The 23,660-nt window shown below is 53.3% G+C and carries 21 protein-coding genes; 9 read left to right on the forward strand and 12 right to left on the reverse strand.

The features are described 5' to 3' along the window. Nucleotides 1-27: 27 nt before the first annotated feature. Genes LUQ43_RS02400 through LUQ43_RS02410 form a run of 3 tightly spaced genes read left to right on the forward strand, consistent with a single transcriptional unit; the run spans nt 28 to nt 2,803 of the window. Entirely contained in the window at nt 28-984 is a 957-nt protein-coding gene (locus tag LUQ43_RS02400) for an ATP-binding cassette domain-containing protein (protein WP_299963426.1), read from the forward strand. Beyond that, nucleotides 981-1,706: an ABC transporter permease gene (locus LUQ43_RS02405; protein ID WP_299963428.1), complete on the forward strand. Its 726-nt coding sequence runs from the start codon at nt 981-983 to the stop codon at nt 1,704-1,706. The genes LUQ43_RS02400 and LUQ43_RS02405 overlap by 4 nt, the downstream gene beginning before the upstream one ends. Beyond that, complete coding sequence (locus tag LUQ43_RS02410) at nt 1,703-2,803, forward strand: ABC transporter substrate-binding protein (protein WP_299963430.1); 1,101 nt, start codon at nt 1,703-1,705, stop codon at nt 2,801-2,803. The genes LUQ43_RS02405 and LUQ43_RS02410 overlap by 4 nt, the downstream gene beginning before the upstream one ends. A gap of 33 nt (nt 2,804-2,836) precedes the next feature. Here the strand turns inward: LUQ43_RS02410 and LUQ43_RS02415 are convergent, their stop codons facing one another. The 9 genes from LUQ43_RS02415 to LUQ43_RS02455 all read right to left on the reverse strand — a co-directional run bounded on the left by LUQ43_RS02415 (nt 2,837) and on the right by LUQ43_RS02455 (nt 9,646). Beyond that, nucleotides 2,837-3,817 (reverse strand): metal ABC transporter substrate-binding protein, encoded by a 981-nt coding sequence (locus tag LUQ43_RS02415; protein ID WP_299963432.1) that lies wholly within the window; start codon nt 3,815-3,817, stop codon nt 2,837-2,839. A 25-nt stretch (nt 3,818-3,842) separates the two neighbouring features. Further along, nucleotides 3,843-4,673 carry a metal ABC transporter permease gene (locus tag LUQ43_RS02420; RefSeq protein WP_299963434.1) on the reverse strand — a complete coding sequence of 277 codons (831 nt, stop codon included), beginning with the start codon at nt 4,671-4,673 and terminating at the stop codon, nt 3,843-3,845. Between the two features lie 5 nt (nt 4,674-4,678). After that, complete coding sequence (locus tag LUQ43_RS02425; protein ID WP_299963436.1) at nt 4,679-5,395, reverse strand: ATP-binding cassette domain-containing protein; 717 nt, start codon at nt 5,393-5,395, stop codon at nt 4,679-4,681. 26 nt (nt 5,396-5,421) lie between these two features. Beyond that, entirely contained in the window at nt 5,422-5,877 is a 456-nt protein-coding gene (locus LUQ43_RS02430) for a formylmethanofuran dehydrogenase subunit E family protein (protein ID WP_299963438.1), read from the reverse strand. Nucleotides 5,878-6,016: 139 nt separating this feature from the next. Next, entirely contained in the window at nt 6,017-6,571 is a 555-nt protein-coding gene (locus tag LUQ43_RS02435) for a type IV pilin N-terminal domain-containing protein (protein ID WP_299963440.1), read from the reverse strand. Nucleotides 6,572-6,573: 2 nt separating this feature from the next. Beyond that, entirely contained in the window at nt 6,574-7,305 is a 732-nt protein-coding gene (locus tag LUQ43_RS02440) for a type IV pilin N-terminal domain-containing protein (RefSeq protein ID WP_299963442.1), read from the reverse strand. 12 nt (nt 7,306-7,317) lie between these two features. Beyond that, the gene (locus LUQ43_RS02445) at nt 7,318-8,034 is read right to left on the reverse strand and encodes a type IV pilin N-terminal domain-containing protein (RefSeq protein WP_299963444.1); all 717 of its coding nucleotides are present in this window, start codon (nt 8,032-8,034) and stop codon (nt 7,318-7,320) included. Then, the gene (locus tag LUQ43_RS02450; RefSeq protein WP_299963447.1) at nt 8,031-8,723 is read right to left on the reverse strand and encodes a type IV pilin; all 693 of its coding nucleotides are present in this window, start codon (nt 8,721-8,723) and stop codon (nt 8,031-8,033) included. Before LUQ43_RS02450 ends, LUQ43_RS02445 begins: the two co-directional genes overlap by 4 nt. 620 nt (nt 8,724-9,343) lie before the next feature. Then, the gene (locus LUQ43_RS02455) at nt 9,344-9,646 is read right to left on the reverse strand and encodes a hypothetical protein (protein ID WP_299963449.1); all 303 of its coding nucleotides are present in this window, start codon (nt 9,644-9,646) and stop codon (nt 9,344-9,346) included. 56 nt (nt 9,647-9,702) lie between these two features. Between LUQ43_RS02455 and LUQ43_RS13375 the strand changes: the two genes are divergently transcribed. Further along, complete coding sequence (locus tag LUQ43_RS13375) at nt 9,703-9,870, forward strand: hypothetical protein (RefSeq protein ID WP_363318473.1); 168 nt, start codon at nt 9,703-9,705, stop codon at nt 9,868-9,870. Nucleotides 9,871-10,930: 1,060 nt separating this feature from the next. On the opposite strand, the gene LUQ43_RS02460 is transcribed toward LUQ43_RS13375, so the two are convergent. Continuing rightward, the gene (locus LUQ43_RS02460; RefSeq protein ID WP_299963451.1) at nt 10,931-11,500 is read right to left on the reverse strand and encodes a DUF308 domain-containing protein; all 570 of its coding nucleotides are present in this window, start codon (nt 11,498-11,500) and stop codon (nt 10,931-10,933) included. A gap of 239 nt (nt 11,501-11,739) precedes the next feature. On the opposite strand from LUQ43_RS02460, the gene LUQ43_RS02465 reads away from it, so the two are divergent. Genes LUQ43_RS02465 through LUQ43_RS02475 form a run of 3 tightly spaced genes read left to right on the forward strand, consistent with a single transcriptional unit; the run spans nt 11,740 to nt 15,972 of the window. Beyond that, complete coding sequence (locus LUQ43_RS02465) at nt 11,740-14,049, forward strand: Orn/Lys/Arg decarboxylase N-terminal domain-containing protein (RefSeq protein WP_299963452.1); 2,310 nt, start codon at nt 11,740-11,742, stop codon at nt 14,047-14,049. Beyond that, nucleotides 14,046-15,485, forward strand: a complete 1,440-nt coding sequence (locus LUQ43_RS02470; RefSeq protein ID WP_299963454.1) for an amino acid permease — start codon at nt 14,046-14,048, stop codon at nt 15,483-15,485. Before LUQ43_RS02465 ends, LUQ43_RS02470 begins: the two co-directional genes overlap by 4 nt. 46 nt (nt 15,486-15,531) lie before the next feature. Continuing rightward, nucleotides 15,532-15,972 carry a hypothetical protein gene (locus LUQ43_RS02475; protein WP_299963456.1) on the forward strand — a complete coding sequence of 147 codons (441 nt, stop codon included), beginning with the start codon at nt 15,532-15,534 and terminating at the stop codon, nt 15,970-15,972. Nucleotides 15,973-16,034: 62 nt separating this feature from the next. On the opposite strand, the gene LUQ43_RS02480 is transcribed toward LUQ43_RS02475, so the two are convergent. Further along, nucleotides 16,035-17,141, reverse strand: coding sequence for a hypothetical protein (locus LUQ43_RS02480; RefSeq protein WP_299963458.1), 1,107 nt, complete (start codon nt 17,139-17,141; stop codon nt 16,035-16,037). A 248-nt stretch (nt 17,142-17,389) separates the two neighbouring features. On the opposite strand from LUQ43_RS02480, the gene LUQ43_RS02485 reads away from it, so the two are divergent. Then, on the forward strand, nt 17,390-17,968 hold the full coding sequence (locus LUQ43_RS02485; protein WP_299963460.1) for a hypothetical protein: 579 nt from the start codon (nt 17,390-17,392) through the stop codon (nt 17,966-17,968). A gap of 39 nt (nt 17,969-18,007) precedes the next feature. Beyond that, nucleotides 18,008-19,168 carry an NAD(P)/FAD-dependent oxidoreductase gene (locus LUQ43_RS02490; protein WP_299963462.1) on the forward strand — a complete coding sequence of 387 codons (1,161 nt, stop codon included), beginning with the start codon at nt 18,008-18,010 and terminating at the stop codon, nt 19,166-19,168. A gap of 33 nt (nt 19,169-19,201) precedes the next feature. Here LUQ43_RS02490 and LUQ43_RS02495 read toward each other — a convergent pair whose 3' ends face one another. Continuing rightward, entirely contained in the window at nt 19,202-23,125 is a 3,924-nt protein-coding gene (locus tag LUQ43_RS02495) for a PAS domain S-box protein (protein WP_299963464.1), read from the reverse strand. Between the last annotated feature and the right edge of the window lie 535 nt (nt 23,126-23,660).

Genomic DNA, 23,660 nt, shown 5'->3' on the forward strand with positions numbered 1-23,660 from the left:
CCAGGGAAAACAGGATGGAACAAGACAATGAATGCAATCGAGACAACGAATCTCACGAAATACTATGATGCGCTCTGCGCTGTGGATAACCTGACTCTGTCCGTGAACAACGAGATCTTTGCCCTGCTGGGCCCGAACGGGTCCGGCAAGACCACCACAGTGCTGATGCTGACTACCCTTCTCAGACCAACAAAAGGAAGCGCAACCGTCTGCGGACACGATATTTCTGGTGATGGAGAAGGTGTGAGAAAGAAACTCAGTTATGTCCCTCAGGACATGGCGGTGGATATCAAACTGACCGGCCGGGAGAACGTCCGATTCTTTGCAGACCTGTACGGGGTGCCGCAAGCCAGCGACCGTGTCGATGATGTGCTTGCAGTGATGGACCTGACCGACCGGGCCGACGATCTTATTAAGACTTACTCGGGCGGGATGCGACGGCGGCTCGAACTCGCGCAGGCCCTTGTCCACGAACCGTCCGTGCTCTTCCTGGACGAACCGACAATCGGTCTCGATGTTGCAGCACGCAAGAAGATCTGGGAACATATCCGGGCCCTGAGAAAGAAAGGCATGACGATCTTTGTCACTACCCACTACATGGACGAGGCAGACCAGTTCTGCGACCGGGTCGGAATCATCAGCAAAGGACGGATTGCCGCGCTTGGCACCCCGATGGAACTCAAGGCCCGTCTGATGAAAGATGTGATCACGGTAAAGATTGACGGGTCGTTTGTTCCACCGGAGGTGGACGGGGTGGTCTTTGTCGGGAGTAATGGTGACGAGGTCTCGTTTACTGCAGAGAACGGGCGGGAAGCGCTGCCGGCGCTTGCAGATGCCCTCGGGAAATCCGGTTGTCTTGTCCGTGCAATGTCCCTGCGTGAACCTACCCTGGATGATGTGTTCCTGCATGCAGTTGGCCAGCAGGAGGAGCCTCAAGGGTTTGAATATAATAAATTCAGGATTATGCTGCGGAGGAGAAGATGAACGGTATTGTCCCCTACATGAAACGGGATTTTACCAAGTGGTTCCGTGGGCGGGTAGCGGTGATCTCATCGCTGGTCATGCCAGCAGCCTGGCTGATCTTTGTCGGCCTTGCCCTGCCGGTCCAGTTCACTGGCAACTACCTGGACTTCATCACGCCGGGTATCCTTGTCATGACCATGCTCTCTGCCGGGCTGAGTGGCGGAGCGCTCCTGATGTTTGATAAGATCCTTGGCTTTCTCAATAAATTCCTTGCCCTTCCCACCCCCCGGAGCAGCATCCTTGTTGGCAAGATCCTTTTCATCACCGGACGCGGCCTGATCCAGACAACGATCATCCTGATTATCGCGCTTCTCATCGGAGCTACCCTGCTCAATCCCGTGCAGTATGCCCTCACGTATTTTATTCTCTTCCTCTTCGGGGTCCTGATCTCGGCGTTTGCCACAACGATTGCGCTGTACCTTGACGATCACGATTCCTACTCAGCATTCAACACCATGATCTCGATGCCGCTCTTCTTCACGTCCAGCGCCCTGATGCCGTATAGCGTCATGCCGGCCTGGCTTGCAACCATTGCACATTTCAACCCGCTCAGTTATGCGATCGATGCGGTGCGGGATGTAACGGCTGGTGGATTCCCCGTCCTGCCACTTCTTGTCCTGCTTGTGCTGACCGGGTGTGTGCTTGCAATCTGCACGCACGTTTTCAGGAGGGTAACCGTATGACTACACAGATGATGCGGATCAGTATTTCCCTCATCCTTGTTCTCTGCATGGTCCTGGGTGCGGGCTGCGTGGATTCTTCTGAAAAAAGCCCGCTCGCACCATCGGGTACGCCAGCCCCTGCAATGACCGGCATCACCAATGAGGTGTCAGGAATCTCCAGCGGGAACTGTACACCGGTCACCATCATGCAGACTGACGGGTCACTGGTGACCCTGCCCTGTCATCCGAAGCGAATTATCGTAGCGAATGGCAATGCCGCTGAGATGATGATCGCAATCGGGGCACAGGATATGGTTGTTGGCGTGACCCAGTCCACGACCAATGTCTCGTATATCATGGATAAGATCCCGCAGGCAGAAAATGTTGGTGACTGGCAGGTGCCCAATGTCGAACGGATACTGGCTCTCCACCCGGATATCGTGATTGCGTATGCAAGTTCAAAACCCAAGAACCTGGACCAGTTCGCAGCTGCCAATATCACGGTCATCTATCTCGACTGTTTCCGTCTGTCTACTCTTGCCCGGGATGCCCGGTCTCTGGGCGCTCTGACCGGCAAATCGAATGAGGCGGAAGTGTATGCCCGGATGGTGGAAGATACCGTTGCGGAGATTACCGGGAGAGTCAGGGACATTCCTGCAGAAGAATATCCATCTGTCTATTCAGAGTCCTACACCGATTATACGGTCTCCGGTTCTGGTTCCGGTGCTGATGAGCAACTTACCCTTGCCGGTGGAAGGAATATTGCATCGGATGTTTCGACTTCATCTGCCAAGATCAGCACGGAATGGGTTATTGCACGCCAACCGGATTTTATTTTCAAGGTTATTTCGTCCAGTAACCAGAAACCATTCCCTGAGATAGCGGCGACCCTCCGGAACCGGACCGGGTGGAACACGGTCCCTGCGGTAAAGAACGACCGGGTGTATCTCTTTGCCAATGATGTTGAGTACGGACCCCGGGCATATATCGGGCTGGTCTACAAGGCGCAGCTTCTCCACCCCTCTGAATTCCGAGACCTGCACCCGCGGGCAATGCTGAATGCATATGCGGACAGGTATGTTTCCGGGACGAACGGGACGATGATGGTGTTCCCGTGATGTGATTGTGGTTTTCTCCTGAGTAACCTTTTTTTATTGATCTTCTTTCCTGCGGTAGTGGAGACCCACAAAAAGGATACCCATCCCGATCAGGGCAGTTTCAACACCCAGCGGTGAGGGAAGCGCTGAAGTTCCCCTGGCGGCAGCAGATGCGGCGGAAGGAGTCACGAGCCCTTTATTGTACCGGAGAACACCGGGAAGCGTGTCGGCACCGGCAACCGAGCCGGGGAAATTGGTAAAGATCACACGCTCCGCCGGAATTCCATTATCGTGAAGTGCCTCCGTGATACCTTTAGCCATATCCCCTGACTGCATGTTCTCGATCACGTATTTTACATTCCGGTATTTCTCCGGATGATCAAAGATATCATTGATGACTGCCCGCGGGGTGGACTGCCCGTTGTTATAGAAATCCGGTGCAAAAACCGAGACCACGTTAAGCCCGAGCCATTCTTCAGCAGCTTCTTTCTGCCAGAGCATGACGATGACATCCTGTCCGGCAATCCGGGATCGCTCCTCTCGTGATGGATCGGTTGCATCGATCTGTGCATTGTATGAGGCAAGCCGTTCCTCATAGTAGGTCTGGTTCTTCGGATCGGCACCGATGAGCCATGAAGCGGATTCCTGCGCAAGCGTATGGGCTCCTTCCGGTGTATTCCAGACCATTGAGGGATCCTTCAGGGTCTTCCAGGAAATATTCGTGTTATGGTTTGCTGCCATGAACTTGTTGACATAGGGCATCACGTATTCCTTGTCCACCGACCCGTTGATTGCGACAAAGAGATCTGCGCTTGCAAGGAAGTCCATGTCCATCTGGATGCGGTTGGGAATGATCTCGCCTTGCATGTGCGGGCAGATGGTGGGATCGGCAATGGCGATCACCCGAACACGATCTCCGCCGATATAACTGATTGGGTCAGACAGGACGGTTGTCGTTGATACGACATTCAGTGCAGCGACACCCGGGATACAAAGAATTACAAGAATAAGAGCAAGTGTGATATATTTTCTCATAAGTAATACAAGATCAACAAATCGTTTATTCTTTTCTCATTGAGATCCTCCGGCGGGGGGAAAGTATGATGGCCGCAGCAAACAGGATGCTGAAAAGAACTGCTGTCAGGGGTGAGACCGGGAGTCCGTATTCCAGGCCGGTTAGAGCCCCGCTCACGCTGACGATGGCTCCGATAATTGGTGCAACAATAAACATCTGTTTGATACTGTTGCAGAACTGGACCGCGATTGCAGCGGGAGTGACCAGCCAGACATAGAGCAGCAGACCTCCGATAATATTGATACAGAGTGCAACGGTAAGTGCGATCATGAAGAGCATCGCGTAGTAGACCGGACGGACCCGGATACCGGCAGCCTCGGCAATTTTCTGGTTAAAAATAATTGCGGTGATCTCTTTGTAAAAAATTATGATAAACAGGATTGTGACAATTGAAATTACTGCGAGGCCGTAGATCTCCTCGCGGAACAGGGAGACAACATCGCCGAACATGAGCCCGCTGGCATCAAATCCCCGGCCAAGGGACTGCATGTAGGCAATAAAGAAAATTGCGATTGCCATGGTCATGCCAAACATGACGCCCAGTGCTGTGTCGGGGGAGATCTTCGCACGCTCGGAGAGCGGTCCGAGCAGAACTGCAACGATCAGGCCGGCAAGGATAGCGGCAAGGGTGGCATTGATTGAAAAAAAGATGCCGACCGCAGCTCCGGCAAACGCTGCATGTGCCATCGTGAATCCAATCGATGATATATTGATCTGGGTGATGACAACGGCGAGAACGCTGCAGGCAATGGATGCAAAGAGCATCGCTTCCACGGCATGGCAGACAATATTATTCTGGATGAGAAATTCAAGCATGATATTCACGCACTGGATTTTCGGACCTGGGCTTCCACATCGCCCGGTGCACAGGTGGTATCATGGATCAGCGTACCGTTTTTCATCACCAGGATATGGATCGGGCGATCAGGGAGGTCGTCAAACGCATGTGAAACAATAATAATGGTCACGCCTTTTTTTGCCAGTGATTCCAGCAAATGCGATATACGCTCCCGGGCGAACAGGTCGAGGTTACTGAATGGCTCGTCAAGGAGCAGCACCCTGGGATTTTTTGCGAGATTATGAGCAATCAGGACTTTCTGCTGCTGGCCACCCGAGAGCTGACCAATCGGGATATCCGCCATATCTTCAACGCCCAGGCTCTTCATCGCTTCTTCAGCTGCACGATAATCGGCATCCCCCGGCCGGGTAAATAATCCAAGACCTCCATACCTGCCCATCATGACAACATCCCGTACGGTAAACGGCGTCAGGGGACTGAACGCAAAGTTCTGGATGAGGTACCCGACCTTCTGCCGTACATGGACACCATCCCCCGCCAGGGCCATTCCACAGATTGTTGCCTTCCCGTGGGTAATCGGGAGCATGCCGTTGATGGTCTCAAGCAGCGTGGTCTTGCCCGCACCATTCGGGCCTCCGATGATGACGTACTCGCCCTGTTTTATCGTGAGAGAAAGATCGCGGATAGTGGGATGTTCGGCGCCTTCGTATGCCGTGAATACATGGTCAAGGACAACCACGGCATTATCCTTTTGTCCGTGAATGCTCATGCCAGTCGGATGGTGAAGAGATTGTTGTCGGTCTTATTGAAAAGATCGAGAGCGAAATGCTCAATCGCTGCCTCATAGTGGTGCCCATCATCCTTTGGCGGGGTATAAGGTTTCGGTGTCAGGACAAGCGTTTTGCCATTGCCTGTAAACACGCACTGGACGGACGGGCTCATGACAATCTCGATGTTGCGCTTGCCAAGGGTGCAGCCGGATCCCAGCTGGACTCCATCGACCACGCAGGACTCCGGGGGAGTGCCCGAACAGTGCACCGCGGCTTTTAAGGAGAAAGGGTCATCGCAGAAATGGTCGCGGGCATATCGTCCCATGCGGTAGCCGAGAACGATGAATGGCCCAAGGTGCCCGTGGAAGGCCGCGAGGTCCTGGGCCGTGTAATTCTTGGTGATATTGAACAAGTGGCAGTGTTCGTCTGCCATGGATGATGCGGATTTCATACTAATATTATTACTAAAAATGATACTTAAATACAACTTTTTGATTTTGTGCTATAACTTTCAATAAATGTATGCAATAACTCTCCAAAATCAGGATTGAATCTTCCAATTATCGAAAAAAAGGATAAAAAAGATGAGATCAGGGTTCGATTTTTATCTTCGTCTTCGCAAAGATCTTCCCGCTCTTGTCGGTCAGTTCCACCCAGAAAGATCTGCCAATGTTGTCCGGGTTATCAAGATAATATACGCTTGATTTACTATCCATGTTCGGTTGAAGGAATGAGTGGTTATGGTATGGCGGAAGAACGTATGCCCGGTCACCCACAGTGAATGATTTGATTCCGGTATAGCCTCCGGCTTTCAACCAGCGGTTAGCATCGGCATCTTTTGTTGAATTCGTGATCGAGGTCTTGTTTACCGACCAGACCATATGCTCGGCATTGCCGAACGAGTCCGATAAGCGCACAAGGACAGTCGTACTTGCCGTGCTGATATCCTCCGGGCCTTCGTTTTCGATCCAGAATCCATGGGACTGGCTGTAACCTCCAGTGATCTGGACATCGGGCGCCTTATCGTTACTCTCACTCAAGCCACCTGCAAATGCCGATACTATCGCCGCGATAATGATTGTCACGACAAGCATCAGCATCACACCGACTACCGGTGAGACTGCTTGGTTGTCCATTCGTGTCATGGTTATGCATCCTCCACGGTGACATCCTTGTCAAAGATTACCTTCGAACTTGGGATGTGGATCAGTTGGACGTTAACGACCTTACCGGGCCTGAGTTCCTCCCATCCCTTGCCGAGGATTGCCTGCATTGCATCAGTGCCGAATTCACCAGGGCCCAGCGTGTAAGATCCAGTAGTGTACTGGTATCTGGAGTCTGGAGTGGAACCATATCCCCCGATGGTCTTACTAAACCCGGCGGCAGAGTTGTGAAGATGCGTACCGGACAGCAGACTGTAGTTGCCCCAGTGCTGGTCTGTGTAATAACTACCGCTTACCACCGTACGGTTCACACCTGGTCCGAACCCGAGAGGCGACGTGTAATTATTTTCACACTTTATTGGATCCGTTACTGAACCACATTTATAATACGTGTTCGGTATTACCGACTGCCCGGTGATCGTGGTGACAATCGGGTACCCGCTGTTGTTTGTCCAGGTTGTTACCAGTTTGAGATCCTTTGTCGGGATCGCGTTGTCCGTGCTTATGACCGCGAGATCGAATCCGCTGGTACCCCAGCTGCCGCTGTTCGAGATATGGCATTCGAACGATGCCACCGGTGCTTTCTCGGTTCCGGCGGATATACCCCCGGCAAAAGCAGAGACCACGGCTGCAATGATGATCGTGACGACCAGCATCAGCATCACACCCACAATCGGGGAGACTGCATTTTCATGGTTGTTGAAAGTCCTGATCATGTTTTCCCCTCCTTATCCGGTAATCTCCGGCACCGCGATCTGCCCGGACGTGATCATCTTATTGCTGGATTTGTCGATGATCTGATAGGTAAGCACATCACCGGCATTGACAAAGAATGGGTACGTCCCGTCGTTCTTGAGCCAGTTAACGGAGACATATCCCTTATACTTAGCTACATAATCCGCGTGGACAACGAACTTATCACCCGGTTTGACAATTGTGCCATGATCCGGCATCCGTTCCATATACTTCGACCAGTTATTGGAGAAGCCGGTGATCAATGATTTATCTCCGACGCCCGTGGCCTGGCCACCAAGTCCGGAGGCATTGGTATTTGTCAGGGGGGTGTTGGCATTGGATACCGTGGATTTCTCCGCAGGTTTCTGAAGAGATGAGAATTTCATCTCGATGTTGGCGAGGTTGACCGAATCGCCGCCTTTATGCTCAAAGATGATGTAAACATCAGCGGCAGGATCGGCCGGATCACTGATCGGTGCCGGAACCCCTTTTCCAAAGCCCGTTGTTTGGTTGGTCAGATCATAGGATCCCCCGACATAGAACTCCGAAGCCGTGATGGTTGCCACCGGGGTCTTGGTCTGCGCCCCGCTCACTCCTCCGGCAAAGGCCGAAACGACTGCAGCGATGATGATCGTCACAACCAGCATCAGCATCACGCCTACTACCGGGGAGACTGCTGAATCCTGCTTATGGTAATGTTTTGTCATCATTGCAGGTTCACCTTCTTGTCGATAATGTACTTACCGCTGGGCACATGCAGCAGTTTCACTTCAATCTGCGAGTGATTGCTGATACATTCTTTCAATACATCAATCCCGGCGGTTATTGCGATATTATCTGGGGTGGGATACATACTGGCATCCGGAACCAACCCCAGGAGTTCGGCAGTATATGCCATCTGGTATGTCCGGGCGATATCCCCCGACATCCAGGTTGCATTCCCGAACCATGCGGAACTCTGGAATCCTGTTACCGCATTTCCGCAGGGAAAACCGTATTTCTGGTTGTCGTAGACGTGTGGAGCCCGTGTGCAGGATACGCTACCATACAGATTCATGCAATTATATGAAGAAGTCGGCGACTGTACGTGCCTGACTACGGTCCCGTTCGGGAGTGTCAGGTACGTAATCAGCTGCGTATCCTTGGTCATAATTGCATCGCCTCCCATATGCTCGAATGAGATATCATAATTCGACGTGCTGATAGTCCCATCATCACCAACAACCCAGCCGGTCTTAATCTGGAGACTGGCCTGCGGCGTTTTCTGCTGGCTGCCGCCAAGTCCCCCGGCGAATGCGCTCACCACTGCTGCAATAATAATCGTCACAACCAGCATCAGCATAACGCCGACGACCGGAGAGACGCCAGCGTCTCTGGATTTTTCGTAAGAACACATCATAACACCTTTGTCATTTTTAAAAAGATGTAGGTACAAATTTCATACATCCTATCGAATTCGTAGCACTTGATTATATAAAAGAATTCGTTTTTGTAATTTAATGTGAGTGGATAGCAAGAATTGAATAATTATTGAGAGGCTGCAACAAAAAATAAAAAAATTCACCGGTATTGCCAACAGGGATTCACCAGCCATTATGGGGAATCATCTCCACGCTCCCCCGGATCGTGGGGCCGGAAAACCCACGGTTCCCCCACTGCCTCAGTCACCAGGTCGTCCTGCATGGCGATCCGCGCTGGAATTAGCGCTATTTACAGATTTGTCGAGCCATGCAAATGCTCCGGATCACCCGATCCGGGCCCATTACAAAGGAATCGAAATACTTAGTCCTTCATTTTCACGATTTAGTCCCTCAAAAACCGGGTATTACGGCCCGGGTCCCGGGCATTTGGTTTTTCTCCGTCAGAGAAATGTCTTCCAGGTGTGGGGGGATGCAGGTCAATGAGGGGATCTCGGGTCTCACCCCTGGATGCCCTGAAAGAGGGAATCGGGCACACTCCGGTTATGAGGTGTACTGTCCCCCATTCCCTCTGCCCCTGGTTCCTTCCAGGTACGGGTATTTAAGAATCTCCCGGACTGACTGGTAAACCAGAGGTCCCGTCACGCTCGATCTCGGAAAGGCCGGCCCTCCCGACCCGGAAGTACCGGTAGGTTCCGTTCTTGGAATAAATCCAGAGCTCGAGGAGGATCTGGGTTGATTCCGGAAACAGCTGGAGTTCTTCGATCATATCGCGGTACTCGTGTTCGAATTCCCGGATCGTGGAAATAATTTTTTCTGTACGCCGTACTTTAACAAAGATAACGTTGACCGGTGTCCGGATCAAAAAGTCGCACACGCTCTCAAGGCCGTAACAGATTTTCATCGCGCAACCCTGCCCTGTGCAATCCGGATTGCATTGTCAACACCTGTTGTTGCCGGGTGTCCTTTTGTCATGGCAGTTCACATTCCTTCATTTCCATGTCCTGTCTGGCCAATACCGGTTGCATTGCAGTTTCTCTCTTGAGCGATCGTATCCCGGGTCCGGGTGTTGAAATACCGGCGCTGGATTTTGTGTGGGTGCAGCATATTCCGTTGTATACTCCTTGAGTGTCCCATGTATCGATGCAAAGCCTGTGTTGATTATATAAAATAAATATTTGTTTTACATTAATATTAAAATTGTTATTTTGGTGTAAATACACTTGACCGTGCCTCCGTTGTCATCATGAACAAAAAATCGTGAGAATTCGTTATGAGCGCGGGTTCGATTGCATGATCTGGTACTTGCTGACTTCCCGACTTAAAAAATATTCAATGTGGGCGTTTGTCCCTGGCAAGGAAATCAACCGAGTTCCCCGTGAGTTTGTAATCCGGACATAACCTGTGGCATGGAGAAGACATGACTATGCTGGGAATAACCAGTTGTGCATGATTTTAGGGAAATCCACCTGACTCAATTTTAAAAAAATCATATATCGTAATACAAAATGAAAAATTCTTATACTACGGGAACCAATTTTCATTTGGTGATGAATGGAGAAAAGCATTGCCATGTATCAGCCTCATTATTCATCAATGCATGTTTCCTAAGATCCATTTTCTTTTAAATCCCCCAATTTAAAAAAAAGTGTACTCTTTTTTATAATTCAAACAAATTCATACTAAATCAAAAAAGTTTATTACTCGCGGGGGCATACTATAATTTCGGGGTGATGATATTTGCCTGGCTCTCCGGAAATCTAACCAGATACCCGAATTCCGGACTTGCCGCTCCACAGATGATCATCCTCTGGTAATGCATCACAAATCATTTTGATCGGAGTTGAACACCAGATGGTTGAAACCAAAAAGAAACCTGTGACAAAGAAAGCCGAACCAAAAAAGACCATGGCGACAAAGACTGCGACAAAACCAGTTTCCAAACCAAAAAAATAACTTTTTCAGGATTGCGAATCAAGTTTCTGGTTTCTCTCGTATTCGTTCAACAATGATTTCTGCTCTGTAGAATCTGTGGCAGTGCCAAGAATGGCTGTGCCACACTCCCGGTTGTGCTTTGTGTTGTAACTGGTGAGCCTTGGAAAAGGGATTTTGACCTAAACGTCAGATTTTTTCCATCAGGTCGCGTTGGAAATTTAATTTTAAAAAAGAAAAATTCAGGAGAACCCGCTCACGCCGTGACCGCTTCGCCGCACTTCTTTGCAGCGAACGAGACGTAGATCGAGACGATCCCCATGACGATTGCAAACCCGCCGGCAACGAAAGGCAGGAGCGCTGCTGCGATGAAGGGGTTGATGAGCAGGATGATACCAAAGATCAGGCTGATGATACCGAGCACTGCATTACCCCAGTCCTTCTTCGAGAATGCCTGGAACAGGTGGGCGCCTCCCACGAAACAGGCCCAGAACCCGATGAAGATGATGAAGAACGACAGGACAAAGATCGTGCTGTACATCGGGTAGAGCAGGATCACGATGCCGGCGACAATGTTGATGATCGCAAGGAAGATCTTCCAGCCCATGTTGCTCTTGTCAACCGCAAGACTCGCAATGGCAAAGATTCCTCCCACGAGCCAGTAAGCTCCCATGAAGGTGATGAGAAGAATTGTGGTCATGCCGGGAGTGAGGAGGAATGCGACCCCGAGAAGTAATGCAAGGATCCCCCAGAGGAGGAGGAGCCACCAGGGGAAGAGCCTGAGTCCTTCGATGCCCTGGTCAGCTATTGTTTCGTTTTCTGTCATGGTATTACCGGTGTAAAATTCCTCACGGTAGTATATCTATCATTCTGTTCTGCCGCAGGATGACCATGCACCCGATCGTTACAACGTTCACGTCAGGGACCGTTTCGGGCGCCTCTCCCTGCAGAATCCCCCTGCATCATTACCCCACTATTTAAATGCAAGTATATCCAAGCGCTCATCATGAGCAGGACCATTCATGATCGCCTTCTGTGCCGCCATGCACGGACGGAGGGAATGCGATGAACCCGGAGAAGCATCTGCTGGTCGCCGTCATCGATGACGCGATCCACACTGATACCCCCCACGGGCGGGCAATCAAGCGGATCGTCAAGGGCATCGAAGAGTTCGGCATCCGGGTTGCGGATGTTTCATCGCCGGAGGATGCCCGGGCTGCCTATTCCAGCCTCCCGGAAGTTGACTGCATTCTCATCAACTGGAACCTTGGCGGCGACACGGCAAAGAAACAGAAAGAGACCGTGGAGCTCATTCACGAGATCCGCAGCCGCAACGAGGATATCCCGATCTTCCTGATGGCCGAGCCCACGAGCGAGACCCCCGTGGCCCTGACGGTCGGCCTGATCCGGGAGGTCAACGAGTACATCTACGTGATGGAGGACACGCCGGAATTTATCGCCGGTCGCATCATGGCCGCATCAAAGCGCTACGAGGATCGCCTGCTGCCCCCGTTCTTCGGTGCACTGGTGAAGTTCTCGGAAGATTTCGAGTACTCGTGGCACACGCCAGGCCATGCCGGAGGCACCGCGTTCCGGAAATCGCCGGCAGGGAGGATATTCCACGAGTTCTTCGGAGAACAGCTCTTCCGCTCCGATCTCTCTATCTCGGTCGGCGAACTCGGGTCGCTGCTCGATCACTCGGGACCGGTCGGTGAGGCCGAGCGGTACGCGGCCAAGGTCTTTGGCGCTGACATGACCTACTTTGTCACGAACGGGACATCCACGGCCAACAAGATCGTGTACTTCGGCCGGGTCACCAAGGACGACATCGTCATGGTAGACCGGAACTGCCACAAGTCGGCCGAGCACGCCCTCACGATGACCCATTCTGTTGCAGTGTACATGATCCCCACGCGGAACCGGTACGGGATCATCGGCCCGATCCCGCCGGAAGAGATGACATCAAAAGCGATCAAGGCCAAGATCGCAGCCTGCCCGCTCACAAAAAATATTCCTGATAAAAAACCCGTGCACGCCGTGATCACGAACTCGACCTACGACGGCCTCTGTTACCATGCAGCGGACGTGGAAGCGCTGCTTGGGAAGAGCGTGGACAGCATCCACTTCGACGAGGCGTGGTACGCCTATGCCCGGTTCAACCCGCTCTATAAGGACCGGTTCGCGATGCGGGACGGGGCAAAGGACAAGAACGGCCCCACGGTCTTTGCCACCCAGTCCACCCACAAGCTGCTGGCCGCCCTCTCACAGGCCTCCATGATCCATATCCGGAACGGCCGTACCCCGGTCGAACACTCCCGGTTCAACGAGGGGTTCATGATGCACAGCTCCACATCGCCCCTGTATACGATCATCGCGTCGCTCGATGTCTCCTCGAAGATGATGGACGGGGCTTCCGGCCGGGTGCTCACCAATGAGTCCATCGAAGAAGCGATACGATTCCGCCGGACCATGGCCCGGATCGAGAAAGAGATCGCGACCGGAAAGACAAAAACTGACTGGTGGTTCCCGATGTGGCAGCCGGCAATGGTCACCGACCCGAAGACAAAACGGAAAATCCCGTTTGCCGGGGCATCGCTCGATACCCTCCGGGACAATCCCTCCTGCTGGGTGCTGCACCCGGGCGAGAAATGGCACGGGTTCGACGGCCTGCCGGACAACTACTGTATGCTCGACCCGATCAAGGTCACGGTCCTTATGCCCGGCGTCAATGATGACGGCACGCTCGCACGCTGGGGAATCCCGGCGGCAGTCGTAGTGAAGTTCCTCGATACGCGGGGCATCATTAACGAGAAGTCCGGGGATTATTCAATCCTCTTCCTCTTCTCGATGGGGATCACGAAAGGGAAGTGGGGCACGCTGATCACCGAACTCTTCGAGTTCAAACGACTCTACGATGAGAATGCCCCGCTTGAGGAGGTCTTTCCCGACCTTACGAATACCTGGCCTGCCCGGTACGGCGGCATGACGCTGCAGGACCTGGTTACAGAGATGCACGCCTTCAAGAAGGATCACACCATGTGCGGGCTGCTTCAGCAGGCGTTCTCGCTCCTGCCGGAACCGGCCATCACCTATGCTGATGCGTACCGGAACCTGGTGCGGAACAACGTGGAGCAGATCCCGGTTGCGAAAGCCGGCAACCGGATCGTGGCAACCGGTATTGTGCCGTATCCCCCGGGCATCCCTCTCCTTGCCCCGGGTGAACGGACCGGGGGACAAAAGGGGCCCCTGCTCCAGTACCTTCTGGTCATGCAGGAGTTCGACAAGCGGTTCCCCGGCTTTGAGCACGACACCCATGGCATCGAGAATGTCAATGGCGAGTACATGATGAACTGCGTTGTGGAGAAGAAGCGATGAGTGCAGATGCAACCAATACGGGCAGTCTTCCGTCAAAGAAAGTGCTGGGACTGTTTGCGCTGGCCATGATCAACGTGGCCGCTGTGCTGAGTATCAGGAATTTCCCCTCGATGGCGATCTACGGGTGGTCATGTATCGGGTGGTATATTATCGGCGCCATCCTCTTCCTTATCCCGATCTCCCTTGCCGGTGCCGAGCTGGCGACCGGGTGGCCGGAAGGTGGCGGGGTCTATGCGTGGGTCAAACAGGCGTTCGGCGAGAAAGGCGGGTTCACCGCGCTCTTCTGCGAATGGTCCAACAACCTTGTCTGGTTCCCGACGGTCCTTTCGTTTATAGCGTCTACGCTCGCCTTTGCCCTTACCCCGGCGCTGGCAACCAGCCCGTATTACATGTTCACTGTCATGATGATCGCGTTCTGGGGCACGACCGCCATCGCGTATTTCGGGGAAGAGGCATCCACGAAATTCGGCAATGTGGGTGTGATACTCGGGAGCATAATCCCGGCGATCCTGATCATCCTGCTCGGGGTCTGGTGGCTCAGTTCAGGCCAGTCGCTCGTGCTCCCGCACCTGACCCTGGAGGCAATGGTCCCGACCATCAACTTCTCCACGCTCCCGTTCTTTGCCACCATCATCCTGCTCTTCGCCGGTATGGAGATGGCAGGGTTCCATGCCCTTGAGACCCGGGATCCCCAGAAGGATTTCCCGCGGGCCATGGCCCTTTCGGCCCTTATCATCGTGGTCTGCACCGTTCTTGCAACGCTCGCGATCGCCATCGTCATCCCGGCAGACCAGCTCAATCTCGCCTCCGGAGTCATGCAGGCGATCCAGTACTTCTTCAATGCTGCCCATGTTCCCTGGCTCGTGGCACCCATGGCCGTGCTGATCACCCTTGGCGGGGTCGTCTCGCTCGCGGCCTGGCTGATCGGGCCGGCCAAAGGGCTCGGCATCGTTGCCGAGGAAGGCAACATGCCCCCGCTCTTTGACCGTACCAACAAGTACGGAGCACCGGTTGCGGTCCTGGTCATCCAGGCGCTGATAGGCTCGCTCATCGCGCTCCTGTACGTGTTCCTGCCCTCGGTCAACCAGGCGTACTGGATCCTGTCAGCGATGACGGTCGAGCTGCTCTGTATTGTGTACATCCTGGTCTTTGCATCCGTGATCAAGTTGCGGTACAGCCAGCCGGACAAGCCTCGTCCTTTCACCATCCCGGGTGGGAAGACCGGTGTCTGGATTGTCGGGGGGCTCGGGCTGTTCGGAACAACCCTTGCATTCGTGGTCGGGCTCATGCCCCCGTCGTTCTTCGCATCAAACGGGCTCGCCTACGTGTTGTCCGTCCTGCTCGGCACGTTCCTTCTGGCCGTACCGCCCCTGGTATTCCTGAAACTCAAAAAAGCGAGCTGGAAAAAACCAGCGGTGCCCGGGAGGAATGTATGATGAACTCGCTCTATCCAGATAGTACCACAGGAGGATTCTCATGAACATGACGCCAAGAATGGAGCACGGGCTGGTACTGTTCCTCGTCCTGATGTTCCTGATACCCTGCGCGATGATCATCTTCGTCTCCACGGAAGTTCCATACCGGGTGGTTCCCGGTGAGCCGGTGAAGGATGCTGCACTGGCAGCGGGAATCACCATCACCAGCGTTAAGGATACCACCTGGAACCTGACCGGGGCAACCGGTGGGAAGACGTATGTCCTCACCGATTCTTCCGGCAATACGGTAACGATGTCAACGCAGGCGTTTGACAGCGCTGAATCGCGTGATGCGGCCATCCGGCTGTACAATGCCCATCCGGTGGGCAGGGGAAAACCGGTGGGCAGTCTGCTCGTTGTTGGACAGCACATTGTCTACGTAACACCGGCGAACAGCCCGATCCTGGAAGAGATCTCAGGAGAACTGAAAAAGATGAATGGTTCCTGATGACAGAAGGGGTTTTCTTAAAAACCCCCGCGACTTTTTTCCTGGTCCTTACAGGACAGAACTTACTGTTTCTCGGTGATGTATCCCTTGATCGCAGTCAGCGTGGTGGTGTCCATGATCACGGAAAAATCGAGGTCCACTACGTAGACCGGGAAGGTCCCGAGCAGGGAATTCCGCTGGATCCGGTAAATCCGGGATTCCATGAGGCGCGTCGTCATCTCGTACCGGCTCTTCACATCGGTATCGTGACCTGATGTGGAACCCTGTTCAAGATCCCGCTCCAGACTCCGGAGCAGTTCCTCCCGGTAGTCGAGCAGGCGCTCCGCCATTACCCGGCTGGTCTTCCCGTGAATGTACCGGATGATGAAGTACTGGCTGACAACGAGGACGCCCAGCAGCAGGAACATGTGAGCGAGTTCCGAGAGCCCCGATCCGGTCAGAAACGCGTTCAGGGTGATCCCCGGCAGGAGAATGATCGTGGTGATGAACAGGAAGACGATCGTGAGAAACCCGGTCAGGAACAGCAGCGAGATGATCGCCGGGGGAAGATCGCGGGAGAGCCGGTCCCGTACGAGATCAATGTTCCGGGCGAATTCAGCGGTGAACGGCTCGATCTTCCAGACAAGGCCATAAAACAGGAGGATGACCGCGGACTGGGTGATGACAAAGAGGGCGATATCCGAAGGGAGCCCATAGAAATACGCGATGATGGTGAAGACGATGTCCACGGCAAAGATCATGCAGAACCCCCGGGTGAGCGTCCGGCTGTTCATGAAGATCGTGTTTACGAAGATCCTGGTGAACTGCCGGGTGCCGGAGGTGATGCCGTTCTCTGCCAGCCAAGCATGGAATTTTGCGATCTCCGGTTTACGGAGAGCAATGGCACCGGGGCTGGTCGGGACAAGGAGGGTGATGAAATAGAACATGTTGAGGTAGAGGCTGGCGGCAACAAAGAGGAGGAGGTAATCGTTGCGTATCCCGGAATAGCCGACATTTACCAGGATACAGAGGAGCAGGATTGCTGCTTCGATGGCAGCCGGTTCCCTGTGGAGACGGAATGCCTGCCGCTCGCACTCTGCCGTTGCAATCTCTCCGGCAACGATCTGTTCAAGAGGGATTGTCCTATCCGGTTTTACCGTTTTATCCATGGGCTGGGGAACAGGAGACACGCAAGGACACCGGGGAATGCAGGCATTCCTTGGGGAAATGCCCGCTCTCAACAGATTATTGAGTTCCGGTAATAAGTACACATCGCTTTTCGTCGGGATACCGGAGGCAGGCTTATATCCAGATCCCCCAATACTATCCATCACAGGTATTCCCTGCCGTGCTGTCCTGACAGTATGCATTTTGTAGTTGTATTGCCAATCAATCTGTAGGAAAATGGACAGACTGCGGGACTGCCCGGGTGATATATATGTTCGATAAGAAAACAACGTGCCTTATAAGGGGTTTTGTCGGGGTTATTTTCGGTATTCTGGCCCTGCTGCTTCCGGAGCTTACGCTGGGGACATTTTATGGATTCTTCTGGGTACTGATAATCCTCGGGATCGCGGTCTTCGTCTTCCTTGCCATCACGGGCAGGGGCGATGACTCGATCCTCTGGTTCGGTCTCTCGGCTGCATTGCTGGTTACCGGGGTGCTCTCGATCATCTTTGCCAGTTTTGTTGCCATCCTGCTCATCCTGCTCATTGCAATCGTCGCCGCCTATAACGGGTTCACCGATATCACGCTCGCCCTTACACACCCGAAGACAAAATATATCCTCATCCCCGCCATGATCCTGGCCGGGCTGGCACTTCTCGGTGCCCTTTTCTATTACTTCCCGGGTTTTGAGAAGAACCTGGTACTCTCGATTGTCGGTACGTTTGCCCTGGTATTCGGCCTGTTTGCCATCATGCTTGGTTTCTACAATCCCGAGGGCGACGAGGGTTCGGGAGAGGTCCCCCCCCAGAAAACCGCGTACATCCGCCACAAATCCGACGGGAAAAAATAATTTTTTAATTCTTTTCCGGGCAGCAGAGCCCCCGCACCTATGACCCCACAATCCGATTCCTATGATGTCGTTGTTGTCGGTGCCGGACCGGCAGGGAGCGCAGCAGCGGGTGAATGTGCAAGGCTGGGGCTCAAGACCCTCTGCATCGAGGAGCACGGCACCATCGGCTACCCGGTCCAGTGTTCCGGCCTCCTATCGAATGCAGCATTTGCCGAATGCCGGGTGTCAGAGAGATCCGTCCTCAACAGGGTGTCCGGTGCCCGCGTCATCTCCGCACAGGGTTCGGATATCCTTATCGATGCAAAAAAGACCAAGGCATTCGTTGTTGACCGGGGAATCCTTGACCATGAGATGGCGGAACATGCGGCGGATGACGGTGCCGAGTTTCTCCTTCATACCGCTGCCTGCGGGATCCGGGATAAAATGCTTGAGACCCGGGGGGTTGACGGGCACCAGGAGATCTCCTTCAATGTCCTGATCGCCGCAGACGGCCCCCGGAGCACCCTGGCCCGGATGCTCGGTATGCAGCGTGCGCCGGTCTTTCTTGCCGGTATCCAGGCAGATATACTCCATAAAAACGATTCCCGGTTCGTGGAGGTCTACCCGGATGCGTCGCCGGGATTTTTCGGGTGGTCGATTCCTACCGGCCCCGAGCGGACACGGATCGGCCTCTGTGCGCAGGACAATGTGCCGGCGCTGTTCGCAGCGTTCCGGAAACAGTTCGGGGATTCCACGGTCCATCTTGTCACCGGCACCATCCCGCTGGGGATCATGCCACGGACGTACGGCCACCGGACCCTCTTTACCGGGGATGCTGCAGGGTTTGCAAAACCCACCTCCGGGGGCGGGGTCTACACCGGCATCCGCTCGGCCCTGCACGCTGCAGCGGTTGCAGCGGAAGCCTGCGCAGCCGGCCGGTCTGATGACGCGATCCTTGCCGGCTATGAACAGCGGTGGAAGGCGGATTTCGGGAACGAACTTGCCCTCGGGTTCAGACTGTTTCAGATACGGCAGCATCTCTCCGGGCAGGATATCGACGACCTGATCCGTGCGCTCGATGACCCGGAGATCCTCCGGGTCATCGAGGAGTACGGCGATATGGACCGGCCGTCCGTGGTTGCCCGGAAACTGATGCTGAAACCCCGGATGCTCCGGCTCCTCGGCCCGCTCATGCAGGCCGGGATAAAGACGCTGTTTTAAAAACCCGGTCTCCCGGGAATAACGGTACTCCCGTTAATCCCCCGGTTGGGAATTGGCTGGCCGGTATGCGTCATTCGGTATAACCATTTCGAACCGTGCACCTCTGCCGGGCGTCCCAGTCTCATGGATCGTGATTCCCGTGATATCAAGAATCTCGCGGGAAATGGCTAACCCGAGCCCGGTATTTCTCCCATACCCACGGTCAAAGATCCGCTCCTTCTCCTCAGCCGGGATACCCTCCCCATCGTCTTCGCATACCATGACCCGGTTGCCGTTTTGCAGGTCAGTAGAGAACCTGATGGTCGTGATCTTTCCGCCATACCGGATCGCATTGTCGATCAGGTTGTAAAAGACCTTGACAATCAGGGTATCTGCGAATATCTCTGATTCGGAGGATAGATCGTTTATCATCACCACATTTCCGAGCGTAGTACCCGCTGCTGCCGAGTCGACAAGGGCACGGCACTCCTGCCAGGCAGGATCATTGGCGCCGATTTTTTCATATTCTTTGGTGAACCTGATCATGGCACTGATCTGGTTACTGGCCTTCGCGATCCTGGCGAAGTGATGATTCAATGAGGGATCGGGTGCATTCCTGTGCAGGAGTTCGATATTCCCGTTCAGCACCATAAGCTGGTTGGTGATGTCATGGCGGGTGATGCCGGTGAGCAGGCTGAGCTGGCCGTTCGCCCGGCGGAGGGCTTCTTCGACTTTTTTACGTTCTGAAATGTCAACGAAGGATTCCACCAGTACCTCCCTTCCCTCAAGCATTGTTTTTACCACACTCTTGAGAATCGGGATCTTTTTTCCCCCATGAGTGAGAAGGATACGTTCAGAGGAATCAACGGTCTGCCCCAGGTCCGTTACCGGGCATTTCCCTTCATCGGCTGGACAGAGAAAGCGGTGACAGTCCGAGCCGATAACCGATTCTCTCGTTTCCCCGATCATTTCGAGCGCTTTGGGATTTGTGTCCAGGATCCTGTAGGTACGTGCATCGATAATGACAATACAGGACTGCATTGATTCAAGGATCGTGCGGAACCGTGCCTCGCTCTCACGGAGCACCTGTTCGGTTCTCCTGAGTTCATCATTCTTCTGGAGGAGTTCTTCCTCAGCCTGTTTAAGTTTGGTAATCTCCGCGGCCGTGCTGATAATGGCAGACCTGCCGTTAATGGTGACCGGAATTGTAGAAGCCTGGATGTGAACCCGTTTCCCTCCTTTACCACCGATGGCCATAGACATATTGTCAAGGCAGCCCGGGCCCAGCAGGTGTGAACTTAACCTGTCATAATCCCCGAAGGATAGCACACCCAGGTCCAGCGGGTTCTTTCCCAGCACTTCTGATTCCGCATACCCGCTGATTGTTATGAATGCTTCATTGACGGCCAGGAATTTGCCATCGGGGATACTGTTGATGCAGATGGGAGAGGGGCTGTTCTTAAAAATGGTCCGGAACTTCTCCTCGCTCTCTGTAAGTGCACGCTCAATCCGGGCCCGCTCGAGTTCCGCAGAAGCTTTTACAGCAATCACCTCCATGATCTCCTGCACTGACAACGCTACCTGGAGCGGGCTCCGGGAAAGAACACAGAAAATCCCAAAAACCTGCCCCCCGGAGTTCCGCAGGGGAATCCCGAGGTAACCACAGATATTGAGTTCAGCGAGATCCCTGCTCTCCGGGAAGAGCTGTCTCACGTTATCCGGGTACAGGCAGAGCCCCTTTTCCCGGACATTCTCACAGGGAGTTCCTTTGAGGGTATAGGAAAAATCCGGAACCACCTTTCCGTCAAGGATCATGGCTGCGGCGTCCACCGTCAGGTTGTCAGGCTGGATCTCGCCGATCATGACGCATTCGGCCCCCAGCCACGTGCTGACGATTTCTGTTATTTTCTGGAGAGAATCGAGCCCGGTTGTGCCGACCACGCTCTTGATCATTGCCTGGTATGCAGTATCGGTGTCCTTGCGTTCGGTAATATCTTCAATGCTTGAGAGAAGGTAGGGTTTCCCGCGTATCAGGATAATACTGCATGAAATCCGGCATGTCCTGAGGGCCCCGGCTTTTGTCCGGCACTTCATCTCAAGGCCCTGGACGCGTCGCTTGTCCCTGAGCATGGAGACGAAATGTTCATTTTCATTCCTGTCAGTAAAGATCCCCAATGTTTGTGCTGATATGCCGATTACCTCTTCGCGGGAATACCCGGTACTTCTCACAAATGCGTCATTGACATCAACGAATTTTCCATCGGTCAGAGAGACAAGCGTGAGCGGGACCGGGCTGCACCGGAAAACCGTGGCAAATTTGTTCTCCGATTCCAACAGTTCCGCTTCGGCCTGTTCACGTTCAGATACATCCCTGACGGATACCAGCATTGCCGGAGAGTTTCCGAATGCGATCTTCTTCCCGATGCACTCGACCCTGCGTTCCCGTTTTGTTTCGGTGATGAGCCGGTAATGGACAAGGTAGGCATCGATACCCTGCGAAACCTGGTATAAATCCCGGATTACCTCATCACGGAATTCCGGGGCGATAAATTCAAGGACATTCCTCTTCCCTGTCAGGGTTTCATAATCCTCAACATCCATGACACGGCCGGCAGCCCGGTTGACAAAGAGAATCTTCCCGGTAAAGTCGGTGATCAGGATGCCATCAAGCGAGTGCTCGACAAGTGTCCGGAACTTCTTCTCGCTCTCCCGAAGTGCTTCATCGGCCCGTTTTTGTTCGGTGATGTCCTCGTAGGTTCCCAGGATGCCGATAATATGTCCATCCGGATTCCTCAGCGGAACTTTGCTGGTCCGCACATGGATCTGGCACCCTCCCGATGAGGACTGAGTCTCCTCGTACCCGATTTTTGGTATACCGGTATCGATAATCTGCTGATCATCAGCACGGTACTGGAGAGCCTGCTCCTTCCAGACCATATCGAGATCGCTCTTGCCGATAAGGTCAGAGGGATCGGATAACCCGGCGTCATCGATAAAGGATTCGTTGCATCCCAGAAACCGGAGGGTTGTATCCTTCCAGAATACCCGGGCCGGAACCGTGTTGAGAACTGCAGTAAGCATCTGCTGTGATTCGGCAGTCCGCTGCTGCATGGTAACCATACTGTCATACTGTACACGGAGTTCTTCTTCCTGTACGGTGATCTGTTCGTATGCCCTCCGTAGATCCATCTCTGCTGTTTTGCGTTCGGTGATATCCTGGTTCACACCATGGGTCTTGATGGTTCTGCCTTCGGCATTCTTTGTGATCCCGACACACATATCAATGTACCGGATCTCGCCATCCCCGCGGATAATCCGGTATTCCCGTCGGGATTTGTAGTGCGGGTCAGTCATGTTCCTGGTTTTCTCATCTTCATCGAGAAGGACATGAAGATCATCCGGGTGAACCACTTCGCTGAGATATGCTTCTGCGGTCATATGGTTGATGCCCTTACGCTTTGCGGGAGTACCATACAGCGTGGAGAACCGGTCATCGAACGTTAACATACCCGTGTCGATATCACACTCCCAGTTCACCAGGTTTGCCAGGTCCATTGCTTCTTCGAGCATACGCTGGCTGTTCCGGAGTGCCACCTCAGCAGATCTGTTTATGACGGCATACTGAATCTTGTTTGAAAGTTCGGCAAACTGGCTTTTGGGCTCGCCACCTTTCTGGAGATAGAAATCGGCACCGGCATTCAGTGCCTGGATGACAACCTCTTCGCGTCCCCGCCCGGTAAAAAGGATAAACGGGATCTTGTTTCCCGATGATCTGACCTCCTTTAACAGTGCAAGGCCATCCATCCCGGGCATCTGGTAATCAGAAATAATGGCGTCGTAACTCGTTGTGTCCAGGAGGGTAAGAGCGCCCTGGGCAGAAGTGATGGTGTCAACGGTGAACTTCCCACGCTGCTCAAGGAAAAGTTTGCCGACCTCAAGCAGGGCGGGTTCGTCATCAACATAGAGAATTCGATACACGGTTCCAATGTTCCGATTTCTTGTTCTTATTTAATTACTATATATTTCTTCCGTATTTTATTCGGGCTCAAAATAGCAATATATTTGAAAACAATCAAAATTTTGAGGTATATTAAAAAACGCGGGCATTTTTAGTCGTACCCTCAAAACCCTGTCCGCCGATCGGGATCCCTTATTTATCTGCAGGTCCTGAATTTTCGGGAGACAATGGATATCCCGTTGCACGCGCTGTTAATGAATTCAGTACTTCTCTCATACTTTCTTCGTGAATCCTGGTATGTACACTACCTGCCATAACCTGAGTGCGTTACACCAGTATCAGCATCGCAATCGATCTCCGGCAAAAAATTTTCAACCATCCCCTCACCCCCCACTCAAAATTTTTCAGGCAGGGTCCGGTTGATCGGCAAACCATCTCACGTCGGAAAATCAAAAATTTTGTCGCATGTACATACATATTGTCGGATAATTATCCGATAATCGTCTCATCAACTGACACCTCATGATCGCGATTGAAATTTTTTCAGCAGAGTCT

Origin of the sequence: Methanoregula sp., assembly GCF_028679125.1 — an archaeon.
GTDB lineage: Archaea > Halobacteriota > Methanomicrobia > Methanomicrobiales > Methanospirillaceae > Methanoregula.

Bases quoted from the DNA above. Each gene is read 5' to 3' on its own strand.
- LUQ43_RS02400 (WP_299963426.1), top strand. From the start codon at position 28: ATGAATGCAATCGAGACAACGAATCTCACGAAATACTATGATGCGCTC.
- LUQ43_RS02405 (WP_299963428.1), top strand. From the start codon at position 981: ATGAACGGTATTGTCCCCTACATGAAACGGGATTTTACCAAGTGGTTC.
- LUQ43_RS02410 (WP_299963430.1), top strand. From the start codon at position 1,703: ATGACTACACAGATGATGCGGATCAGTATTTCCCTCATCCTTGTTCTC.
- LUQ43_RS02415 (WP_299963432.1), bottom strand. From the start codon at position 3,817: ATGAGAAAATATATCACACTTGCTCTTATTCTTGTAATTCTTTGTATC.
- LUQ43_RS02420 (WP_299963434.1), bottom strand. From the start codon at position 4,673: ATGCTTGAATTTCTCATCCAGAATAATATTGTCTGCCATGCCGTGGAA.
- LUQ43_RS02430 (WP_299963438.1), bottom strand. From the start codon at position 5,877: ATGAAATCCGCATCATCCATGGCAGACGAACACTGCCACTTGTTCAAT.
- LUQ43_RS02435 (WP_299963440.1), bottom strand. From the start codon at position 6,571: ATGACACGAATGGACAACCAAGCAGTCTCACCGGTAGTCGGTGTGATG.
- LUQ43_RS02440 (WP_299963442.1), bottom strand. From the start codon at position 7,305: ATGATCAGGACTTTCAACAACCATGAAAATGCAGTCTCCCCGATTGTG.
- LUQ43_RS02445 (WP_299963444.1), bottom strand. From the start codon at position 8,034: ATGATGACAAAACATTACCATAAGCAGGATTCAGCAGTCTCCCCGGTA.
- LUQ43_RS02450 (WP_299963447.1), bottom strand. From the start codon at position 8,723: ATGATGTGTTCTTACGAAAAATCCAGAGACGCTGGCGTCTCTCCGGTC.
- LUQ43_RS02455 (WP_299963449.1), bottom strand. From the start codon at position 9,646: ATGAAAATCTGTTACGGCCTTGAGAGCGTGTGCGACTTTTTGATCCGG.
- LUQ43_RS02460 (WP_299963451.1), bottom strand. From the start codon at position 11,500: ATGACAGAAAACGAAACAATAGCTGACCAGGGCATCGAAGGACTCAGG.
- LUQ43_RS02465 (WP_299963452.1), top strand. From the start codon at position 11,740: ATGAACCCGGAGAAGCATCTGCTGGTCGCCGTCATCGATGACGCGATC.
- LUQ43_RS02470 (WP_299963454.1), top strand. From the start codon at position 14,046: ATGAGTGCAGATGCAACCAATACGGGCAGTCTTCCGTCAAAGAAAGTG.
- LUQ43_RS02475 (WP_299963456.1), top strand. From the start codon at position 15,532: ATGACGCCAAGAATGGAGCACGGGCTGGTACTGTTCCTCGTCCTGATG.
- LUQ43_RS02485 (WP_299963460.1), top strand. From the start codon at position 17,390: ATGTTCGATAAGAAAACAACGTGCCTTATAAGGGGTTTTGTCGGGGTT.
- LUQ43_RS02490 (WP_299963462.1), top strand. From the start codon at position 18,008: ATGACCCCACAATCCGATTCCTATGATGTCGTTGTTGTCGGTGCCGGA.